The sequence below is a fragment of the Steroidobacter denitrificans genome (genome assembly GCF_001579945.1).
Taxonomy (GTDB): domain Bacteria; phylum Pseudomonadota; class Gammaproteobacteria; order Steroidobacterales; family Steroidobacteraceae; genus Steroidobacter; species Steroidobacter denitrificans.
Map to the genome: position 1 here is coordinate 3,127,480 of NZ_CP011971.1, position 20,653 is coordinate 3,148,132.

General features: G+C 63.8%; 17 protein-coding genes. 14 read left to right on the forward strand and 3 right to left on the reverse strand.

Annotated elements, in window-relative coordinates; all coding sequences use genetic code 11:
* The first annotated feature begins 64 nt into the window (after positions 1–64).
* Together ACG33_RS14070 and ACG33_RS14075 are read left to right on the forward strand one after the other, a co-directional pair.
* A complete protein-coding gene (locus ACG33_RS14070; protein WP_066922123.1) occupies positions 65–2,581 on the forward strand; it encodes an acyl-CoA dehydrogenase in 2,517 nt (838 codons plus the stop codon).
* Between the two features lie 26 nt (positions 2,582–2,607).
* Positions 2,608–3,861 (forward strand): DNA polymerase IV, encoded by a 1,254-nt coding sequence (locus ACG33_RS14075; protein WP_066922125.1) that lies wholly within the window; start codon positions 2,608–2,610, stop codon positions 3,859–3,861.
* A 38-nt stretch (positions 3,862–3,899) separates the two neighbouring features.
* On the opposite strand, the gene ACG33_RS16385 is transcribed toward ACG33_RS14075, so the two are convergent.
* Positions 3,900–4,607 (reverse strand): hypothetical protein, encoded by a 708-nt coding sequence (locus ACG33_RS16385; protein WP_066922127.1) that lies wholly within the window; start codon positions 4,605–4,607, stop codon positions 3,900–3,902.
* Between the two features lie 180 nt (positions 4,608–4,787).
* On the opposite strand from ACG33_RS16385, the gene ACG33_RS16390 reads away from it, so the two are divergent.
* Complete coding sequence (locus ACG33_RS16390) at positions 4,788–5,414, forward strand: FlhC family transcriptional regulator (RefSeq protein WP_168160105.1); 627 nt, start codon at positions 4,788–4,790, stop codon at positions 5,412–5,414.
* Positions 5,415–5,423: 9 nt separating this feature from the next.
* A complete protein-coding gene (nudC, locus tag ACG33_RS14090; RefSeq protein WP_066922130.1) occupies positions 5,424–6,386 on the forward strand; it encodes an NAD(+) diphosphatase in 963 nt (320 codons plus the stop codon).
* 52 nt (positions 6,387–6,438) lie between these two features.
* Here nudC and ACG33_RS14095 read toward each other — a convergent pair whose 3' ends face one another.
* Positions 6,439–6,645 (reverse strand): hypothetical protein, encoded by a 207-nt coding sequence (locus tag ACG33_RS14095; RefSeq protein ID WP_066922131.1) that lies wholly within the window; start codon positions 6,643–6,645, stop codon positions 6,439–6,441.
* Here ACG33_RS14095 and ACG33_RS14100 point away from each other — a divergent pair.
* Genes ACG33_RS14100 through ACG33_RS14110 form a run of 3 tightly spaced genes read left to right on the forward strand, consistent with a single transcriptional unit; the run spans position 6,644 to position 13,298 of the window.
* A complete protein-coding gene (locus tag ACG33_RS14100) occupies positions 6,644–7,492 on the forward strand; it encodes an NRDE family protein (protein ID WP_083536979.1) in 849 nt (282 codons plus the stop codon). The two genes, ACG33_RS14095 and ACG33_RS14100, sit on opposite strands and share 2 nt — an antisense overlap.
* Positions 7,493–7,520: 28 nt before the next feature.
* On the forward strand, positions 7,521–9,272 hold the full coding sequence (locus tag ACG33_RS14105) for an autotransporter assembly complex protein TamA (RefSeq protein WP_066922132.1): 1,752 nt from the start codon (positions 7,521–7,523) through the stop codon (positions 9,270–9,272).
* Between the two features lie 21 nt (positions 9,273–9,293).
* Entirely contained in the window at positions 9,294–13,298 is a 4,005-nt protein-coding gene (locus ACG33_RS14110) for a translocation/assembly module TamB domain-containing protein (protein ID WP_066922133.1), read from the forward strand.
* A 97-nt stretch (positions 13,299–13,395) separates the two neighbouring features.
* On the opposite strand, the gene ACG33_RS14115 is transcribed toward ACG33_RS14110, so the two are convergent.
* Positions 13,396–14,025, reverse strand: a complete 630-nt coding sequence (locus ACG33_RS14115; RefSeq protein WP_066922134.1) for an NUDIX hydrolase — start codon at positions 14,023–14,025, stop codon at positions 13,396–13,398.
* 109 nt (positions 14,026–14,134) lie between these two features.
* Here ACG33_RS14115 and ACG33_RS16610 point away from each other — a divergent pair, with 109 nt between their 5' ends.
* The 7 genes from ACG33_RS16610 to ACG33_RS14145 all read left to right on the forward strand — a co-directional run bounded on the left by ACG33_RS16610 (position 14,135) and on the right by ACG33_RS14145 (position 20,620).
* Positions 14,135–14,503, forward strand: a complete 369-nt coding sequence (locus tag ACG33_RS16610; protein ID WP_210399095.1) for an EamA family transporter — start codon at positions 14,135–14,137, stop codon at positions 14,501–14,503.
* 14 nt (positions 14,504–14,517) lie between these two features.
* A complete protein-coding gene (locus tag ACG33_RS16615) occupies positions 14,518–15,072 on the forward strand; it encodes an EamA family transporter (RefSeq protein WP_210399096.1) in 555 nt (184 codons plus the stop codon).
* An 86-nt stretch (positions 15,073–15,158) separates the two neighbouring features.
* Positions 15,159–15,611 (forward strand): arginine repressor, encoded by a 453-nt coding sequence (locus ACG33_RS14125; protein WP_157071811.1) that lies wholly within the window; start codon positions 15,159–15,161, stop codon positions 15,609–15,611.
* Positions 15,612–15,744: 133 nt separating this feature from the next.
* The gene (gene argG, locus ACG33_RS14130) at positions 15,745–16,992 is read left to right on the forward strand and encodes an argininosuccinate synthase (RefSeq protein WP_066922136.1); all 1,248 of its coding nucleotides are present in this window, start codon (positions 15,745–15,747) and stop codon (positions 16,990–16,992) included.
* A 49-nt stretch (positions 16,993–17,041) separates the two neighbouring features.
* The gene (locus tag ACG33_RS14135; protein WP_066922137.1) at positions 17,042–18,115 is read left to right on the forward strand and encodes a hypothetical protein; all 1,074 of its coding nucleotides are present in this window, start codon (positions 17,042–17,044) and stop codon (positions 18,113–18,115) included.
* Between the two features lie 140 nt (positions 18,116–18,255).
* The gene (argC, locus tag ACG33_RS14140; protein WP_168160107.1) at positions 18,256–19,317 is read left to right on the forward strand and encodes an N-acetyl-gamma-glutamyl-phosphate reductase; all 1,062 of its coding nucleotides are present in this window, start codon (positions 18,256–18,258) and stop codon (positions 19,315–19,317) included.
* A 97-nt stretch (positions 19,318–19,414) separates the two neighbouring features.
* Positions 19,415–20,620 (forward strand): aspartate aminotransferase family protein, encoded by a 1,206-nt coding sequence (locus tag ACG33_RS14145; protein WP_210399097.1) that lies wholly within the window; start codon positions 19,415–19,417, stop codon positions 20,618–20,620.
* The last annotated feature ends 33 nt before the right edge of the window (positions 20,621–20,653 follow it).

Sequence of the window (20,653 nt, forward strand, 5' to 3'; positions counted from 1 at the left end):
GAGCCCTTGCTGAGCCAAGGACAGCAAGCTACTGTCGGGGTCACCTGTGTCCGAGGCATTCGCAGTGAGCAGCGTGATCTGGTTCGTATCGTTCCTGTTCGGTGCGTTGATCCTGACTTATCAGCGCGTATCCCTTCTTGCGGCAAGCCTGATCTTCGGCGCGGTACTGCTGCTCTATACGCTATCGGGCACCGGCTCGCCGGCCTGGACGATCGCACTGTGGGCAATGCTGGTCTCGATGATGCTGCTGAATATCGATTCAGTGCGCATACGCTTCATCAGCCGGCCATTCCTGCGCACCTACCGCCGCATGCTGCCGTCGATGTCGCAGACCGAGAAGGATGCGCTGGAAGCCGGCACGGTGTGGTGGGATGGGGAGTTGTTCACGGGTGGTCCGGACTGGGAGAAGCTGCTATCGGCCGCCGCGCCGCGGCTGTCCGCGGAAGAACAGGCATTTCTGCATGGTCCTTGCGAGGACCTGTGCCGGATGATCGACGACTGGGACATCACCCATAATCGGGCCGACCTGCCGCCGTCGGTGTGGGACTACATCAAGCGCAAAGGTTTTTTTGCGATGATCATCCCGAAAAAATACGGCGGACTGGAATTCTCGGCCTATGCACATTCCTGCGTGCTGACAAAGCTCGCCAGCCGCTCCGGCGTGGTGGCCTCCACCATCGCGGTGCCCAATTCACTGGGACCTGCGGAACTGCTGCTGCATTACGGCACCCAGGCGCAGCGCGATCATTATCTGCCCCGCCTGGCGCGGGGCGACGAAGTTCCCTGTTTCGCTCTCACCGGACCGCGCGCCGGGTCGGACGCCGGCGCCATCCCGGACACGGGCATCGTGTGCAAGGGCTCGTACCAGGGCCGGGAAACCATCGGCATCCGCCTGAATTTCACCAAACGCTATATCACGCTGGCGCCGATCGCCAGCGTGATCGGCCTGGCATTCCGGCTATCGGATCCGGACCGCCTGCTGGGCGAGCGTATCGACTACGGCATCACCTGCGCGCTGGTTCCGCGGGATACGCCCGGCATCACGATCGGACGGCGCCACTTCCCCCTGAACTCGCCTTTCCAGAACGGCCCCCTCCAGGGCAAGGACGTATTCGTTCCACTGGACTTCATCATCGGCGGGATGGAAATGGCCGGTCAGGGTTGGCGCATGCTGGTGGAACAACTGTCCGTGGGCCGCTGCATTTCCCTGCCCTCCAGCGCGACCGGCGCCGCCAAGGCGGCGGTGTTCGCCTCCGGAGCCTATGCGCGACTGCGCCGGCAATTCAATATGCCGGTGGGAAAATTCGAGGGAGTAGCCGAAGTACTGGCGCGCATGTGCGGGCACACCTACATCATGGATGCAGCACGCTCGGTGACGACGGGAGCGATCGACGGCGGTGAAAAACCGTCCGTGCCTGCGGCGATGTTGAAGTATCACCTCACGGAATACGGCCGCAGGGTCGCCAACGACGCCATGGACATCCATGGCGGCAAGGGCATCTGCCTGGGTCCGCGCAACTATCTCGGGCGCAGCTACCAGTTGGTGCCCGTGGCCATCACGGTGGAAGGCGCAAACATCCTGACACGCAGCTTGATCATTTTCGGACAAGGCGCAATACGCTGCCATCCGTTCGTGTTGCGGGAAATGAACGCCGCACGCGACAAGGACAAACGTCGTGGCGTCAAGGAATTCGATGCCGCGCTGTTCGGCCATATCGGCTTCACGATCAGCAATGCGGTGCGCTCGCTGATCATGGCGCTCACCCTGGCGCGCTTCTCGCGCGTGCCGCCAATCGGTCCGACTCAGCGGTTTTATCAGCACATCAACCGCTTCAGCGCCTCGTTCGCCTTCGCGACCGACGTGGCGATGCTTACCCTGGGGGGCTATCTCAAGAAAAAAGAAAGCCTGTCTGCACGACTCGGCGACGTGCTGTCCCGCATGTATCTGGCCTCGATGGTGCTGAAGCATTACGAGAACGAAGGCCGACACGAGGAGGATCTGCCGCTGGTGGAATGGAGCTGCCGCACGCTGCTGTACGAGGCCCAGGAGCAGCTGCACATGTTCCTGCGTAATTTTCCGAACCGGCCCCTCGCCGCGCTGATGCGATTCTTCATTTTTCCTCGTGGCCAGACCTACCATGCGCCTGCGGACCGGCTCGCCCATGTCCTGGCGGAACAGGTTCTGCGCCCCACCGCGACGCGCGACCGGCTGACTGCGGGAATCTATCGCACGATCGAGCCCGGTAACCCACTGGGCATGTTGCAAGATGCGCTGGAACGGGCAGACGGCGCCGAGCCGCTGGAGAAGCGCGTACGAGTCGAAGGCGTGAAAACAGGCCGCGTCACCGCCTTGGAGCTGCCGGACCAGATTCGCCAGGCGCTTGCTGCCGGCATCCTGTCGGAAATCGAAGCCGCAACCTTGCAGGACCACGACCGGCGGGTCATGGAGATCGTCAGGGTCGACGATTTCGCCACCATGGAAATCGCCGTGCAGCCGCGTGCGGAGGATACCGCCATGAATTCGGCTTCGCCGGCCGGCAACACGCCGACGCATCAGAACGAGGCAGCCTCACAGGCGTGAGGCGGCTTCACAGAGGTGGTGCTGCAATGAACTTTCACGGCACCGGGACGGAGTTCAGTGGAGACCGGCTGAGCATGCGTGCCGTGCTGCACGTCGATATGGACGCCTTCTATGCCGCCGTGGAAGCACTCGATCATCCCCCGTTGCGCGGCAAGCCGCTGATCGTCGGCGGATTGGGCGGGCGCGGCGTAGTCGCGGCGGCGAGCTACGAAGTACGCCGGTTCGGCGTGCACTCGGCGATGCCGGTGAGCCAGGCCCTGCGTCGTTGCCCCGAGGCGATCTGCATCGAGCCGCGTTTCGAGCGCTACAAGGCTGTATCTCGCGCCGTCTTCGGCATATTCCACGAGTTCACACCGCTGGTGGAAAGTTTGTCGCTGGACGAGGCATTTCTGGACGTGACCCATAGCCGCAATGCCTTGGGCTCGGCGGAATCGATCGCACGATCGATAAAACAGAAAATTCTCGAGCGCACCGGTCTCACCGCCTCGGTGGGCATCGCATCCAACAAATTGGTTGCCAAGATCGCCTCGGAGCTGCGCAAGCCCGACGGACTGGTGTCGGTGCCGCAGGAACGGGTCGTCGCGTTGCTGGATCCGCTGCCGGTGCGCACATTGTTCGGCATCGGCGCCAAGACGGCATCGCAGTTGGAAAATCTCGGCATCCACACCCTGCGTGAGCTACGGCTCCCCCCGGACGTGGCGTTGCAGCCGGTGTTCGGCCGCCACGCCGCGCACATCAAGGCGCGGGCCGCGGGCATCGACGATCGGCCGGTGATCGCGGATTGGGACGAGAAAAGGATTTCGACGGAAGAAACGTTCGCGACCGACATCCTCGAACGGCGGCATCTGCATGCCGCGCTGGCGCAGATTGCAGACCGTACGGCAGCGCGCCTGCGGACCCAGGGATGGCTTGCCGCCACGCTGATCGTGAAGATCCGGCGCCGGGACTTTCGGACCTACACCCGCCAATGCCCGATCCGCCCGGCCACGCAGGCATCCCGCCTCTTGGCGCAGACAGCAGCCCGATTGCTCGATGAATGGCTGGAAGAGCAACCGGGTGCGGCCGTTCGACTGCTCGGTGTCGGCGCCGGCGATCTGACCCAGGCGGCTCAACTTGACCTGTTCGACATTCCGGAAGCACAGCGCAATCGGCAGCTGGATGCCGCGATCGACAACATCCGTGCACGATTCGGCAGCGCAGCCCTGGCACGCGGCAGCGCTCTGCCGAACCGCAGCGATCCCGGCGTGGACGGCGGCATGCCGCGCCGTGGCTCACGCTGAGTCGCCCGCCGGCGTCCGCCGATCGGCAGATGACACCCTCAACCATGCCGGGCAGGGCGCTGTGCCCGCCTGTCCCGCATGCCGGGCAATCCGAATGTTGCGGCGACGAGCTGGGTACCCAGCAATTTCGCAGCCGACAGTCGCATCTGGTCGCCAAGATGCGCAAAGCGCAGCAGATCCCGCCAGAATGCGGGGTGTGCCGGCCAACCCGGCGCCAACAGATCGGGATGCGCTGCCGCCAGGTGCTTCACCTGCCATATCGTCAATTGTGCCAGCCTCATCGCGGTGGCTTCCGGCATGGCATACACGATGCGCGTACTCAAACGATTGACCGCGGCGACATGCCAGGCATGCAGCAGGGCCACCTCGCAGAATGCATGTGCCGCGGATCCGGGGACACTGGCATAGCGCTGCGTCACGGGCATGCTGACGGCAGTCCGCTTGGCGTCCCGACAGACCTGCTCCCAGAACGGCTCATCATCGAAACGCAGCGAGTAAAGCGCGAACGGCGAGGTCGCCAGCCCATCGCATGCCGCGCGGGACAATGTCCGGATCCAGGGATGCAACCGTACCGGCAGCCGCTGCGCCTGGCCGGTACAAGGCGTGCGCCGACAGTCCGCAACCAACAATTCCAGGTAATCCAGATTGAGCGCGTGCACGCGCGCGAGCAAGGCCGTGGTCAAGACAGGCGCAAGATTTTCCGACGAGTCGTCCGTGAATACATGGGGCATGAATACCTGGGACATGGGTGCTTCCTTGCACGGTCGCTGATCGACGTACCATTAGAACGTGCTGCGGCACTCGGGTCAATCGTGGCGAACGCGCGCAGCCCGATCCCGCGGACTTGCGTTAGGATCCGAGTGACGACACGGCCGCCGGAAGCGGTTCAGAGCAGCAATCATTCGCGGGAATGGACGGCCCATCCGATGCAAATCAGCAACGAACGGTATTTCCTGGAACGCCGCCGTCATGATCTGGCGCTGCGCATGCTTCGCCACGAGGCACGCACCCGCACGATCAACGACTGTACCGGGCTGTCGGAGTCGCAGATTCGCCGCCTCTACCAAAGCTACGCGTTGCGCCATACAAGCGCGCCGCTGCGCCGACATCGCGGCAAATCGCCGCGTCAGGTGGCATACTTCACTCGCAATGTCCGCATCCAGCTGGCGGCATCGGTACTGGTCAACCTGTTCAACACCTTCGGCCTGCTGGAACGCCGCCCAAGGCCCGGTGCGGCAGGAATGGAGTTTGCCTGGCGATTCTGCGATGCCTTTGAAACCCACCGCCAACTGCTGGCGGCAACGCATCCTCAGCTGCTGGATTCGCAGGATTTATCGATCGAACATGCCTGGTTCCTGTTGCAGCATCTGCATGGCGGGGGCGAACTACGTATTTCCCAATGTCACGTTTGCACCGGGCAATATCTGTACTCCCTGGCGCGGCCACACGGCCATCCCTGTCCGGCATGCAAATTAAAGAAAAAACCAGCTCGGCCACGTCCACGGCAGGCAACCCTGCGGATGACAGGTATTCGCGGGAAGCCGGCCTGCTAGACTGAGCGCATGGCACCGCCGCGCCCGCATCCGCACATCCTGGCCGGTCCTTATCTTGATCGCGCTACGTCGTGGCGCAAGGACGACTCGCGCCTGCGCGCAGCACTCGAAGACCCGGCATCCTGGTTCGTGCCGGTCTGGCGCTCACGCAGCCTGATCGTCCCGTCCGAACAAGGCATCAGCGCGCATCTGCTGAGCGGCTGCGGATCGCTGGCGGCATCGCTCGACGTCAGCCAGTTCATCCTGCTGGGCGAGTTCCGCAGCCATGCCTGTTTTGCGGTGGAGATACCGTCCGAACAGATGCCTGCGCTGGACGCATACGGCAAGTTCGAGGATCTGCGCCTGATCGCCGGCGATCTGCCCCAGGAGGAAGCCGGCCTGCTCGCCTATGCGCGAGCCATGATTCACTGGCGCAACCAGCATCGCTACTGCGGACGCTGCGGCTCGCCGACACTGTCCTCGCAAGGCGGCCAGATACTCCGCTGCACCAACCCGAGTTGTTCGGCTCAACAGTTCCCGCGCATCGATCCGGCGGTCATCGTGCTGGTCACCGATGGTGAATGCGCGCTGCTGGGACGCCAGGCCAGCTGGCCCACAGGCCGTTTCTCGACGATCGCCGGCTTCGTCGAGCCAGGCGAGAGCCTGGAGGACGCCGTGATTCGCGAGGTGCGCGAGGAGACCGGGGTGGAAGCCGGCTTGGCCGAATATCATTCCTCGCAGCCCTGGCCCTTTCCATCCTCTTTGATGCTCGGTTTCATGGCACGCGCCCATCGCAGCCGGATCCAACTTCGGGATCAGGAGTTGGAAGAAGCCAGGTGGGTCAGCCGCGCAGACATCGCCGCTGGACGGGTGGCGCTTCCCGCGGCGCATTCCATCTCCTTCTCTTTGATCGAGGACTGGTACGACACAGCCGCGCCTCGTCCGCTGCGCCAGGAACCCGGCGCCCGGATATGGCATCCACGCCCGCGCTGATCCTCGGGAGCGGATCCGAAGCCGTTCGGATGCCGGTCCGTTCAGGTTCCGCTCACCTGCGCAGGACGATACTGCAACGATCGGCTCCGGCGACAATCAGCCCGGCAATGCGGCAGGCCGATTTCACTGGACCGCTCGATGCACGATCCTTGAACGATCGATGATAACCATCGATGAACATGCCGAGTTCGCCGGTGCAGGGGCGAATGCCTGGACCGGCGGGCACAATATGCAACTCCTGCTCTACAATCCCTACCATGTGTCTGCTCGTACTGGCCTGGAAATCCCACCCTCGATATCGTCTGATACTCGCCGGCAACCGTGACGAGTTTCATGATCGTCCGAGCGCCCCGCTCAACTGGTGGCAGGATGATCCCCGCGTGCTGGCGGGGCGGGATCTCAAGGCCGGCGGCACCTGGCTGGGCGTAGCACGCTCCGGGCGCTTCGGTGTAGTCACAAACTTTCGCGATCTGCAGGCGCCGATCGAAAAAGCGCCGTCGCGCGGGCAACTCGTACCGAGATTTCTGACGGGTGCGACCTCGCCCAAAGAGTTCCTGGACGATCTGCGCGGCGCGGCGCCCCGCTATTCGGGTTTCAATTTGCTGGTCGGCGGTACGCGGGCCCTGTACTACTTCTCCAATCGTGGATCGGCCGCACCCGCGCCCCTGGCTCCGGGCGTTTATGGCTTGAGCAACGGATTGCTCGATACCCCGTGGCCGAAGCTGACCCGTACCCGCCGGCGCTTCGAACAGTTGCTGATGCACCCGGAGATTGCGCTGGAATCGCTGTTCGCCGCGCTCGCCGATCGCGAAATGGCGCCTCCCGATCAGTTGCCTTCGACCGGCCTGCCCACGGACTGGGAACGCAATGTATCATCACCTTTCGTCCTCAATGAACGCTACGGCACGCGTTGCTCGAGTGTGTTGCTGGTCGAGCGCAATAGCCGCACCACACTGCTGGAGCGCCGTTTCGATTCGGCGGGCATTCAGACCGGCTCCTCGAGATTCGATTTCACCAGCACGGAAATGCCGGAGATATGGTTCGAAGCGGAGGATCGCAATGCGCCCGCCGTGACGGACACTTCGTTCGATTCTTCGCCGGAGTAGTGCCGCGGCACGCGCGGCACGAACATCGATGGCCGCCATGTCCGGAACCGCAGCCGCTCCTGTCCGCCATCTGCTGGCGCTACTGGCGCTGCTGGCGCATAACGCCTACGCCGGCATCGAGATCCGGATACCGGATGTCGGTACGGCCATCGAAAATAATATCCGCGCCTACTTGAGCCTGACCCGGTACGAGGAGCGCAGCGACATCACGGCGCAAACCATGTCGCGCCTGCAGCGCCGTATCGTTTCCGAGACCCGCCTGGCGCTGGAACCTCTGGGCTACTACGAACCGGAGATCTCCTACGATATTCGGCAGGATGGCGATACCTGGCACGTGCGCATCGATGTGAAACCCGGCCTACCGGTACGCCTGTCCAAGGTCGAAGTACGAGCCGTCGGCGCGGGCGCGCAGGAGCGCTCGATCCGGGAATACCTGGCTGGCGAGGCGCTCGTGCCCGGGCTGCGACTCAATCACGGCAACTACGAGCGGGTGAAGACCAACTTGCTGCGCACGGCCAGGAACGAGGGTTATCTGGATGCCCGGCTGAGCCGGCACGAATTACTTATCGACCGCGCAACGCGCCAGGCGAACATCGAACTGGAACTCGATACCGGGCCGCGTTACCGCTTCGGCGATATTTCAGTGATACAGGACGTGATCAGCGAGAAATCCATGCGGCGGCTGCTGCGCATGCAGGAGGGCGACCCCTATACCTTGGACTCGCTGCTGCGCACCCAGTATGTGCTCGATGACAGCCAGTATTTTTCCATGGTGGACATCGAGAGCGGCGAACCCGATCGCACCGCTCTCATCGTACCGGTCACGGTAACGGCGGAACCCAACCGCAAGCATCGCTACGCCACCAGCCTGGGCTATGGCACCGACACCGATGTTCGCGGCAAATTTACCTGGGACAACCGGCGCGTAAATCACAGCGGGCATCGCTTCAAGCTGCAGTTGCTGGGTTCCTCGATCGTCAAGGAGCTCAGCGGGCGCTACGTCGTGCCCGTCATGGACATCGCGCTGGAAAAGCTGGAGTTCACCGGTACGATCGTGGAGGAAGAGCTCGGCGATACTCTCAGTCAGCGCGCCGAGGCAGGCGCCGGTCTGACCCAGGTGCTCGGCCGATGGCAGCGGGTCTTGTTCGTGCGTCTGTCGAACGAAACGACCACCGAGGTCACCGGTATGCGCCGTACGGATTTTTATGTCTTCCCCGGCATCAGCTACTCCACATTGCCTAACTACATCATCGGAGGCCGATTGCGGCCCTATCGCCTGTACGGCGAACTGCGCGGCTCGCCCACCACCCTGGGCTCCGATGCATCCTTCCTACAGATACGTCTGCAAGCCGAGAGAGTGTTCGATCTTGCGCCTCTATGGCACGTGAACCTGCGCGCCGAGATCGGCGCCACGCGCATCGACAACCCGCGGGAGCTGCCGGCATCGCAGCGATTCTTCGCCGGCGGCGAGCGCAGCGTGCGTGGCTTTGCGCTGAATGAACTGTCTCCGCAACAGAACGGCAAAAGCATCGGCGGGCGGCATCTGGCGACCGGCACGATCGAAGTGGTACGCGATCTGCCACGCAATTTCGGCCTGGCTTCCTTTTACGATATCGGCAACGCCTTCGATGACTTCAGCGACCCTCGGCTGGAATACTCGGCCGGCGTGGGCCTGCGCTACAACGTCGCAGTCGCCAGTTTCGGTGTGGATCTGGCACAGCCCTTGTCCGTCTCGGGCCGTGGTCCACGGCTGCATTTGTACATCTCCACGCAGTTCTGATGGCTGGCATGGTCGATTCCAATGCGTAAAAGCCTGCTCATCGTGTCGATCCTGCTGATCATGCTTCCCGGTACGCTGATCGCGGGCCTGTTCTATACCGAAACAGGCCTGGCGCTGATCGCGGGACAGCTGGGACGGCTGGAACGTTTCGGCATTCACGTGCAGGGCGTTTCCGGAACGCTCGCCGGTCCCCTGCGGATAGAGCGCTTCGAACTCGACCATCCGCTCGTGCAGGTCATCTCTCACGATATCGTGGTGGACCTGCAGTTGCGCGCCCTGATACTGCAGACCTTGCGAAGCCGCAGCCTGACGGCGCGCGATACGCAGGTCGTGCTGCACGAACGGCAGGCGCCGTCGCGCGGCGACAGACCGCTGCGCTTTCTTCCCTCCTATCTGCGCATCGATGCCCGGGGAGTGGACCTGCACGAAGTCCGCTACGTGCACATGAACGGCATGGCGGTGGATGCGCACCGCGTCCGCGGACAGGCTGCGATCGGCGCGCGGCAGATCGATATCGAAAATACCCGCATCGACGCCGGGCAGTTCGACGCCGCCGGACGACTGCGGCTGCGCGCCGGGCGAACGCTGTCCTTGCACGGCCATGCGGAGGGACATGTGCGTATGCCACGGGGCGTCGAATATGCACTGACCGGCCGGCTGGACGGTCCGGTGGACCGGCTCGCGATCCAGGGAGCGTTGCATACCGCCGTCCAGGCTTCCGCCCTGCTCGAAACCGCGACAGGGGCCGCGACCGGGAAGGCCGAGGACCAAACGCCGGATGGAACTCGGCCTGAAACACGGGTAGGAACGCAGGCGCGCGCCGAACTCCTGGTCACCCAACCCGAAGGGCGCTGGCACCTCGCGGGACGAATCGAAGCGGCGGATTTTTCATTGGCTCCGTGGCTGGACGATCCGCCGTTCTCCCTGCGTGATGCCGACCTGAAAATTGCTGCGGATCCGCAGCGCATCGAGGTCGTCGGCACCTTGGCGATCCCCGAATACGACAGCGGCACGATTTTCATCGATACCGTCGGCGCCTATGCGCAGCATCGGCTACGTATCACCGGCGCCGATCTGGCGCTCGTAGATTCTCCGGTGAAAGTGCATGCGGCCGGCAGCATCGCCTTCCAGGAAGGGGGACCGACTCTGAGCCTGCAAGCGCGCTGGCAAGCGCTGCAATGGCCCCTGCGCACGCTGCCTCCTGGCACCCGGCCAGCGGCACGTACGCTCTATGCACCGCTGCTGGTCAGTCCCGAAGGCACCGCCAGTCTGCAAGGCAGACTGCCTTACGACTTCACGCTGACGGCACGGATCGAAGGACCGCAGATTCCGGCTGCACTGGGTTCGGCACACGGCCGGCTGTCCGCCCGGACGCTGGAGGTCGAGCATTATGAGTTGGCGGTGCTCGAAGGCCGCCTCAACGGCTCGGGGCAGCTGCAGTTCGCCCAGCCGCACCGCTGGTGGATCTCGACCCAGGCCGAGGGTATCAACCCCCGCCAATTGCATGCCGAACTGCCCGGCCGCCTCGACGGGCGGATGCACGCGGGCGGCGCCGGCTTGGACCCGCAGGCAAACTTCACGCTCGTGGTCGACGAATTGACCGGAAAACTGCGTTCACAGGATCTGCGTGCCCATGGCGAATTCAGGCGCAATCGCACCGGTTGGGCCGTGCGCGGCGCGCGGCTCGACTACGCTGATGCTGCATTCAGGCTCGATGCCAGCCTGGACGATCGGATCGACGCACGCTGGGCACTGCATGCGCCTCGTCTGGAAAAGCTCTGGCCGGGGTTGCAAGGTGCGATCGACTTCTCCGGCGCCGCCGGCGGTGATTCCACGGCACCACGGATCGCGGCAACCGCCCGAGGTACGGCGCTGGGGTATCAGGAGTGGGCGTTACGGTCCTTGGATCTCGATCTCGGTATCGGTATCGACGGCGACGGCGACGGCGCTGATGAGGCTGTTGATGCCCGCCGCGGCCTGGCGGGCAATACCGCCGCTGATGCGGACTCGGACGACCTGGCTTCGGGCGGCGATACCCCGAGCGGCACGCCTTCCTCGCGTCTGCGGTTGCACGCCCGCGGGCTGGCATACGGCGAGGTACGGATCGATGCGTTGGATGTCGACGGCGATGGAACGCCCGGTGCGCATCGCATCGACGTCGAACTCGCCGGTGTCGCCACGCGCGCGCGCGCGCCGGCGCCGTATGCCCGGATGAGAATCGATGGACGCTATATCCGCCGGCGCTGGGATGCGCTGCTCACGATGACGCAGCTCTCGACGGGTTTGCCGAAGGATGAGATCAGCACACCCGGGCCGGCGCGCATCCTGGTATCCAGAGATCGCGTGACGGTGAACGATTTGTGCCTGGTTGCCGGCGCGGGCCGCCTCTGCGCCGATGGCCGCTGGGAGCGCCGCGGTTCCTGGGAAGGGATCGTGGCGGGCTACGAAATACCCCTGGCGCTGATACTGCCTTCCCGCATGGCGGACGCAGAGTACGCCGGCCGTATCGAGGGCCGTGCGAGAGTTTTCGGATCGGCCGGCGAAACTTGGCAGGCGGATGCCGGCATGCGCATCGTCGACGCCGCGATTCTCTACCGGCCACAAACCGGCGAGACGGAAACGCTGCACCTGGGCACCGGCGGCCTGGCTGCGACCGCAACGCCGCAGCGCGTGGATTTCTCTTTTGGTCTGCAGGCATTCACCGATACGTACGTCTACGCGAATGCACATCTGCGGCGTGACGGTGCCGGCCTGATGCATCTGCCGCTGAGCGCCGAGGTGCGTGCCCGTGCAGCCGATGCGAACATCCTGCCGCTGTTTTTTCCCGAAGTCGATCATGCTGCCGGCCTGTTCACCGCGAACATCGGCATCACGGGCACGCTGGCGCGGCCCGAATTGCGCGGCCGGCTGGCCCTGGCCGACGGCGAGTTCGACTCCTACCGGATCAACCTGGCGTTGCGCGGGCTGAGCTTGACCGCGGACCTGGATGAGAATTGGATCGACCTGCAAGGCAGCGCGCACGCCGGCAACGGGCGTCTCGATATCGACGGCAGACTGGCTTGGCAGGAAGGTGAATCCCGCGGCAATCTGCACCTGCATGGCGTGGATCTGCTGGTGGCGGACCTCCCCGACTATCGCGTGATCGCCGCGCCGGACCTGCAATTCCGCATCGACGGCAGGCAGATCGGCATCACCGGTGAGGTGATCATTCCCAGCGCACGCATACAGCCGGCGCAGATCGGTGGTGCGGTACGGCTTTCGGAAGATGCCCGCTACGTAGGCGAGCACGCGGCCGAAACGGCCGGGCGTTACGACGTACACAGCGATGTGCGCATCGTGATGGGCGACGACGTACGCATCGACGCCTTCGGGCTGCAGGGCCGCATCCAGGGCGCAGTCGGTACGATTCTACACACCGGCGATACGCCCAGGGGACGCGGCGAACTGTCGGTTGCGGAGGGCCGCTACGAAGCCTATGGCCAAAAGCTCGACATCAATCGCGGCCGCCTGCTGTTCGATACCTCGTCACTGGACGATCCCGGTCTCGACATGGAAGCGCGGCGCGACCTCGACACGGTGACCGTCGGGTTGAACGTGCGCGGCACCTTGCGTGAACCGCGCCTGACCTTTTTTTCCGATCCCTCCATGCCGCAGACGCAGATCGTATCCTACCTGCTGACCGGCCGATCCATGGACACGATGCGCAGCGGGGATCGCATGACCATGGACTCGGCGCGCGGCTCGCTGGCTTACCAGGGCGGCGGCCTGCTCGCCTCCCAGATCGGGCGCCGGCTGGGATTCGAGGAGGTGGGCGTCGAAAGCACCGTGGACAGCACCGGCGAAGACAATACCTCGCTGGTGATCGGCAAGTTCCTTTCGCCGCGGCTGTTCATCAGCTACGGCATCTCGCTCACCGAATCGATCAACACCTTGAAACTGCGCTACACGATCAGCGACCGATGGATCTTCCGCACCGAAGCGGGCGAAAACCAGAGCGCCGATCTGGAGTACACGATCGAACGCTGAGATTCCGGTATCGTCGGCGCCAAAGCACACGATCGGGCGCCGCGCACCGGCCTCGCCCTGGATCGCGCGACATCTCCGGAAATCCGGTGCGCGACCCTCAATCGAACTCGGTCGGCAGTTCACGATGCAGATGATGCTGGTACATGCGCCGAAGCTGCGCCGCGGTCACCCGCCCGGTGGACAGTTCGGGCAGGGCATCCAGCGCAAAAAACTCCACGCCGGTGGTTTCATAACTGGTGCGCGCCTCGCCGCCGGTCAGTTCGCAAATGAAAAAGAGCTTCCAGGAATGGAATAGGAACGGAGGGTGGTCGTGCTTGTCGCGATCGTATACCGCAGCCAGCTTGACCGCGCGAGCCGTGAAGCCCGACTCCTGTTCTATTTCCTTCTCGACCGCATGCGCCGGGGCATCGTTGACGTCGGCCCAGCCGCCCGGCACCGTCCACTTGCCGTCGGCACGCTCACGCACCATCAACAGGCGATCGCCCTGGAAAATCATCCCGCGTACATCGATCTTGGGCGTCGCATAGCCGTCTTCCACGAACCAGCGGCAGTGTACATCCTCCGTCCCCAAGGTCGATTCGCTGGCCAGCAGCCGTTCGGCGATATCCGCTACTTCACGATAACGTTCGCGATCGTATTCCTGCTCGCTGAAATGCAGGCCCGTCTGGGACAGTGCCAGCAGGCGTCGTGAAAGTTCGAGTATCGAGCGGATCTGATCTTTTGCCATGACTATCTTCCGAAGCCGTCGTCCACACCACGCTGCAGCGCGCACTGTACAGGCGCGGCGATGCAGTATCATGTGATCGCACCGCCAAATCCCACTGTCGTCTCTGCCGATGAATTCATCCGACGAGGGCGCTTTGCGTCCACCCGCCGCAGGCCTGGATGGCCGTGGCCTGTCCGCGACTGCGGCAGCCTTTTTTATCTGGGGACTGCTGCCCTTGTACATCAAGGCGCTGAGCGACGTGCCGGCATGGCAGTTCGCGACACACCGCCTGGTATGGGGTTGCCTGTTTGCAATCGGTCTGCTGGCGATCGGCGGCGCCCTGGGCGGGGTGCGTACCGCGCTGGCGGTCCCTCGGATCCGCTGGCGCCTGGCGGTCAGCGCCACGCTGGTGACGCTCAACTGGACCCTCTACATCTGGGGGATCGGCACCGGGCGCGTGGTGGAGACCAGTCTCGGCTATTCATCAACCCGCTGCTGAACGTCCTGATCGGGGTGCTGTTCCTGTCGGAACGGCTCAATCACGCCCAATGGCTCGCCGTGACGATCGCCGCCGCCGGAGTGCTCTACCTGACCTGGACGGCCGGGCAGCCGCCGTGGATCGCCCTGGCCCTGGCCCTAAGCTTCAGCCTGTACGGCCTGGTGCGAAAAGTCGTTGCGGTCGAAGCACTGCCCGGATTCGCCGCCGAAACCTTGCTGATCATGCCCGTCGGCGTGGCTTTCCTGTTGTGGTGCGAGTTCACGGGAGCCGGCGCTTTCGGTCATGGTGGTCTCGGCCATGGTCTTTTGTTGATGTTCGGCGGACCGCTGACCGCGATTCCGCTGGTGTTGTTTGCGTTCGGCGCCCGGCGCATTCCGTACTCGACGGTCGGGCTGCTGCAATACATCGGCCCCACGATCCAGCTCAGCCTCGGCGTGCTGGTCTTCCATGAACCCTTCCACGGCCCCCGCGCGATCGGTTTCGGCATCATCTGGCTGGCACTGGCGATCTATGTCCTCGATGGCCTGTGGCGGTCGCGAAAGATGCGCCTGAATACCGCTCCCTGGTGAAACGGGCGGTGCCTTGATTATTGCATAATTATGCATTAGACTTGCATTTTTATTCAAAGCGCTATTTTCGAAAGCAACGCTCCAGCATGATGGCGGAACTTCATCAATCCGTTTCGCGGCGCGCCGCCATCCTGCGAATCCTGCGGGAGTCGGTGGTGCGCAACCAGGATGAGTTGGTGAAGGCACTGCACCGGCAGGGTTTCGATGCGACTCAGTCCAGCGTCAGCCGTGATCTGCGTGAACTGGGCGTCGTGAAAGGCGGCGATCGCTATATGGCGCCTCCGGACGAGCGGGCAGCCGCCAATCCGTTCGCGGCGGTGGCGAATTTCGTCACGGCAGTGCGTACCGCCGGGAGTTCGCTGACCGTGGTGAAGACTACGACCGGCACGGCACAGAGCGTCGCCGTGGCGATCGATGCCGCGCAATGGCCGGAAATCGTCGGAACGATTTCCGGCGACGACACGATTTTCATCGCCACGAATGAACGGCGCGAGCAGCGGGTGCTGCGTGACCGCCTGCGGGCGATTTTCGGAGTATGAATGCCCGTCGGCCGCGCGGCCCGACCTGAAAGACCTGGCCCATGAACAATCTGCTGCTCCCTGCAATCCCACGAGACGATCTTCAAAACCATTCACCTTCAGCCATTCACCTTCAGCGAACCGATTTCCAACCATGAGCGAAGCAGCACCACTACCCGCAGGCGACGAGCCTGTCCTTCTGGCCTTCTCCGGCGGACTGGATACATCCTTCCTGGTGCCCTGGCTGCGCGAAACCCATGGCCGGCCGATCATCACCATGACCGTGGATACCGGCGGCATCGACGCGCAGGCCGCCAAGGTCCTGGATGAGCGCGCTCGCGCACTGGGCGCACAGGACCACATCCTGGTATCCGCCAAGCAGGACTACTTCGAGCAAGTGATCAAGTACCTGATCATGGGCAACGTCAAGCGGGGCCAGATGTATCCGCTGTGCGTGGGTGCCGAACGCGTCATGCAGGCGCAAACCATCGCGGAGCACGCCCGCCGGCTCGGCACGCACATCGTCGCTCATGGGTGCACCGCCGCGGGCAACGATCAAGTGCGCTTCGAAGTCGCACTGCGTACCCTGGCGCCGGAGTTGACCATTCTCGCTCCCGTGCGCGATCAGGCCTTCAAGCGCCCCGCACAACTGCAGTATCTCGAGGAGCGTCAGCTGCCGATCCCGCCCCATGGCGCGGCGTACTCCATCAACCGCGGTCTGTGGGGCGTGACGATCGGCGGCACCGAAACGCTGACCTCCGAGGGCAGCCTTCCCGAGAGCGCCTGGGTGCTCTCGAAGGATGCCCACATGAATCCCGCCGCCGCCGAATCTCATACGATTGGCTTCGAACGCGGTCTGCCCTGCAGCCTGGACGGCACGTCTCTCGGCGCGGTCGAAATCATCGAACGGCTGGAAACGATCGGCGCGAAGTTCGGCGTGGGCCGGGGGATCCATCTCGGCGATACGATCATCGGTACCAAAGGCCGCGTTGCATTCGAGGCGCCGGCCGCAGAAGTGCTGATCAACGCCCATCGCGAACTGGAAAAGCTGGTCATGACCGGCCGCCAGCAGCGCATCAAGGAAATGCTGTCCGGACCCTACGGCGACCTCGTGCACGAAGGCCAGCACCTGGATCCGGTGTGCCGGGACATCGAGGCGCTGTTCAGCGCCTCCCAGGCACGTGTCAGCGGCACCGTAAGCGTGTCGTATCGTCCAGGCAGCGCCTTCATCGCCGGCGTCAGCTCGCCCTACTCCCTGATGGCGGCGTCCAAGGGCGTCTATGGTGAAGCCGCCGGTGAATGGAGCGCGGCCGACGCGCTGGGTTTCTCCAAGATGCTGGGACTGCCGGGCATGTTCTGGATGCGCGCCGGCCGGAACGCCTCCGGGGACTCTTCGACGTGAGCCTGCGCTCACCATACCTGTACTCATTGCGCCTGCGAGCGGACACTCCATGAAAACGGTCGTCGTCGACAAGATCGGCTCCATCACTCAAGCCCTGAACCTGGGGCATGAGTTACGGGTCGCCACCCGGGATATTCCCTGCGAGGAAGGTGTGGTCCTGGTCGTGGAGATCCTGACCAGCAAATCGACCTACAACATGCTGGAGCTGAACAGCGGCCGCATGGCCAAGGTCTCCAAGGGCGACATCATCGTCGGTGCCCTGGGCCATCGCCGCGCACTGTTCGGCTACTCCGGACACATTCCCGCTTCGGTGCAGGCAGGCGACATCATCCAGGTGCTGAACATCGGCGGCGTGCTCGGTGTGGTCGAGTCGGTGAACCCCGAGAAAGGCCGGCCTTTCGATGCACGGGTCATCGGCATGGTCCTGCAATTTCCCTATCTCGGCGAACGCATCGGCGTACCGGCACGGGTCGGCTATCAGCGCCTGAATTACGACGCTCCCTTGAACACCCGCGGCGTGCCCATCGTCGCGATGGCTGGAACCTGCATGGAAGCCGGCAAGACCGCCGCCGCCTGTTCCATCGTTGCCCGCATGCGGCACCGGGGATTGAATGTGCATGCATTCAAGGCCACCGGCGTATCCCTGCGCCGCGACATACTGGCGATGGAAGACGCCGGTGCCCGCCGCAGCATGATCTTCACCGATCTAGGCGTCGTGACGACGACCGCGAAAAACGGTCCGGCCATCACTCGCTCGCTGCTGACCGCCATGTCGGAGGGCAACCCCGACCTGATCATTTTCGAACTCGGGGATGGCCTGCTCGGCGCCTACGGCGTGGAGGCAATTCTGGCCTCGCCCGACATCAAGGCAGTACTGACGTCCGTCGTACTATGCGCGAACGATCCCGTCGCAGCCTGGGGCGGCGTGAAACTGCTGCGCGAAAAGTTCGGCATCGAGCCCGCTGTCGTCACTGGCCCGGCCACCGACAATGCTGTCGGCGTGGACATCATTCGCGACCAATTCGGCGTACCCGCGTTCAACGCCATCACGGACGGCGCTGCGCTGGGCGATCGGGTGATCGAATCGCTGGGCCTGAGTCCTCGGCAGGCAGCCGAACACTGAGCGAAGAGGGCTGCGGAGAAACCGGGCGACATGGGCCGGGGCGACAGCGCGAGAGCCGGATCGAAGCCGGCCGGCCCGAAATCAGACCAGCGTCTTCGTTGCCGTAGTGAAGATGATGTATCCAATGACGAACGATGATCATGACTGAAAAGATTCCTGCGATCGTCCTGGGCGGTACCGGTTACGTTGCCGGAGAATTGCTGCGTCTGATTGCGGCACACCCCGGCGTCGAACTGAAGGGCATCTTGTCCGACAGCCAACCCGGTGAACCGCTCGGCAAATGGTTCCCACACCTCGCGCCGGTCTATCCCAATCTGAAATTCTCGGACCTGGAGACGATCTCGCGTCTGGCCGCCTCGCTGCCGGCGGCGGCGATCCTGTCCGCAGCGCCGCACGGCGTCGCAGCCGGGCTCATCGATCAGTTGTTGTGCGCGGCCGAGGCCGGCGGCACGAATCCACGCGTGATCGACATATCGGCGGATTATCGTTACGCCAGTGCCCAGGCCTACGAAGCCGTCTATCCGCATGCGCACGGCGCGCCTCATCGCGTTGCCCAGTTCACCTGCGCCCTACCGGAACACTTGGAGACGGTGAACACGCCGCATGTCGCCCATCCGGGCTGCTTCTCCACTGCGGTGCTGCTGCCCAGCGTGCCCTTGCTGAAGCTCGGTCTGATCGAGCCTCGCCTGTTCGTGACAGGCGTGACCGGCAGCACCGGCTCAGGCCGTACACCCACGGCCGGCACGCATCATCCGCAGCGCCACAGTGATTTCTATGCTTACAATCCGCTTGCGCACCGGCATGCCCCCGAGATCGCGGCCATTGCGCAGACGGCCTCCGGCGTGGCTGCCGAGTTCAGCTTCGTTCCTCACTCGGGTCCTTTCGCTCGCGGCATTCACGTCACCGTACAGGCGGTGGCGCGCCGGTCCTTGAAGACGCCGGAACTGCTCGACGCCCTGCGCGAGTTTTATCGCGGCAAGCCCTTCGTACGCGTCAGCGGGGCCATGCCGCACGTGAAGGATGTCACGAGCAGCAACTATGCCGTCATCGGCGGCGCAGCCAACGGCGGCACGGTGGTATTGACCTGTGTCGAGGATAATTTGACCAAGGGCGCAGCCGGCGGCGCCATACAATGGCTGAACCGTCTGTTCGGCATCGAGGAAACAGCGGGGCTTACCGCGCCAGCCCCGGGGTGGACCTAAACAAGGCCGGATCTATATGACACTGGGCATGTCCCCGGCTGGCTATGACCTATGACTGGCCATGGAACAGGCGATGCAGGTTGACGTAAAGGCGAATATGACAACGACACAAGACAGATCCGGCAGCCTGCCGGCTGGGGATGACGTGATCCCCATCGGCAAAGTCTCGCCCGATCATCTCGCGCCGGTCTATGCCCAGGTGCCGCTGGAGGTGCAGGATGCCGAAGGTGTCTATCTGCACACGCCCGACGGGCGCAAGGTGCTCGACCTTTACGGCGGCCACGCCGTCGCCGCCTTGGGCTACGGACATCCGCGCTGGCTGCAAGCGCTGAATTCACAGGCACGCAGTCTGTGTTTCCAAAGCAATGCCGTACCGTTGGACGTGCGCCGCCGCGCCGCTGCGAAGCTCGCGAATTTCTGCGGTCTCGGACTGGATACCGTGTTCTTCGTCAACTCCGGCGCGGAAGCGAACGAGAACGCGCTCAAGCTCGCCTGCAGAATGACCGGCGGCACACGCATCGTCGCCGTCGAGGGCAGCTTTCATGGCCGAAGCGCAGCAGCCGGCGCCGTCACCTGGGGCGCGCGGCAGAAATGGTATGGATTTCCGCAGTTGCCCTTCGACGTTACGTTCATCAAACCTTCGGACATGGATCGCCTGGGCACCCTGATCGACGAGCACACCGCAGCGGTCATCGTCGAGCCGGTGCAGGGTGTCGCCGGTGCCGTCGATCTGCCGAAGGAGTTCCTGCAAGCGCTGCGCCTGCGTTGCAGCGAGAACGGCACGATCCTCATCTTCGATGAAGTGCAATGCGGCGTGGGGCGCACCGGCTATCCCTTCGCTGCGAACATGTATGAAATAACGCCCGACATCATTACCACCGCCAAGGCGCTCGGCGCGGGCTTTCCCGTTTCGGCCATGCTGCTTGCCGATCATGTCGCCGCCTACTGCAAACTCGACGCCATGGGCACCACTTTCGGCGGCGGTCCGCTGGCCTGTGCCGTCGTCGAGGCGGTCATCGATATCATCGACTCCGAGCAATTGCTGGAAAATGTGCGGCTGCGTTCTGTGCAGATCCGCGAATCCTGTGTGGTCGGACCCATCCTCGGCACGCAAGGCGCCGGACTGCTGCTGGGCCTGCGCACTTCCAGGCCGGCAAAGGAAGTGCAGTCCGAACTGCTGAAGATGGATATTCTCACCGGCACCAGCGGCGATCCGCACGTGCTGCGCATACTCGCCCCGTACGTCTTGCAGTCCGAGCACGTAGAGCAGCTGCGGGCAGCACTGCAACGCATCGAGAAGTGACCGGGACCGGCGGCGCTGCAACTCATCAAAAGT

Excerpts from the sequence above, each read along its gene's own strand:
- ACG33_RS14075 (WP_066922125.1), top strand. The coding sequence starts at position 2,608 with ATGAACTTTCACGGCACCGGGACGGAGTTCAGTGGAGACCGGCTGAGC.
- ACG33_RS16385 (WP_066922127.1), bottom strand. The coding sequence starts at position 4,607 with ATGTCCCAGGTATTCATGCCCCATGTATTCACGGACGACTCGTCGGAA.
- ACG33_RS16390 (WP_168160105.1), top strand. The coding sequence starts at position 4,788 with ATGCAAATCAGCAACGAACGGTATTTCCTGGAACGCCGCCGTCATGAT.
- nudC (WP_066922130.1), top strand. The coding sequence starts at position 5,424 with ATGGCACCGCCGCGCCCGCATCCGCACATCCTGGCCGGTCCTTATCTT.
- ACG33_RS14100 (WP_083536979.1), top strand. The coding sequence starts at position 6,644 with ATGTGTCTGCTCGTACTGGCCTGGAAATCCCACCCTCGATATCGTCTG.
- ACG33_RS14095 (WP_066922131.1), bottom strand. The coding sequence starts at position 6,645 with ATGGTAGGGATTGTAGAGCAGGAGTTGCATATTGTGCCCGCCGGTCCA.
- ACG33_RS14105 (WP_066922132.1), top strand. The coding sequence starts at position 7,521 with ATGGCCGCCATGTCCGGAACCGCAGCCGCTCCTGTCCGCCATCTGCTG.
- ACG33_RS14110 (WP_066922133.1), top strand. The coding sequence starts at position 9,294 with ATGCGTAAAAGCCTGCTCATCGTGTCGATCCTGCTGATCATGCTTCCC.
- ACG33_RS14115 (WP_066922134.1), bottom strand. The coding sequence starts at position 14,025 with ATGGCAAAAGATCAGATCCGCTCGATACTCGAACTTTCACGACGCCTG.
- ACG33_RS16610 (WP_210399095.1), top strand. The coding sequence starts at position 14,135 with ATGAATTCATCCGACGAGGGCGCTTTGCGTCCACCCGCCGCAGGCCTG.
- ACG33_RS14125 (WP_157071811.1), top strand. The coding sequence starts at position 15,159 with ATGATGGCGGAACTTCATCAATCCGTTTCGCGGCGCGCCGCCATCCTG.
- argG (WP_066922136.1), top strand. The coding sequence starts at position 15,745 with ATGAGCGAAGCAGCACCACTACCCGCAGGCGACGAGCCTGTCCTTCTG.
- ACG33_RS14135 (WP_066922137.1), top strand. The coding sequence starts at position 17,042 with ATGAAAACGGTCGTCGTCGACAAGATCGGCTCCATCACTCAAGCCCTG.
- argC (WP_168160107.1), top strand. The coding sequence starts at position 18,256 with ATGACTGAAAAGATTCCTGCGATCGTCCTGGGCGGTACCGGTTACGTT.
- ACG33_RS14145 (WP_210399097.1), top strand. The coding sequence starts at position 19,415 with ATGACAACGACACAAGACAGATCCGGCAGCCTGCCGGCTGGGGATGAC.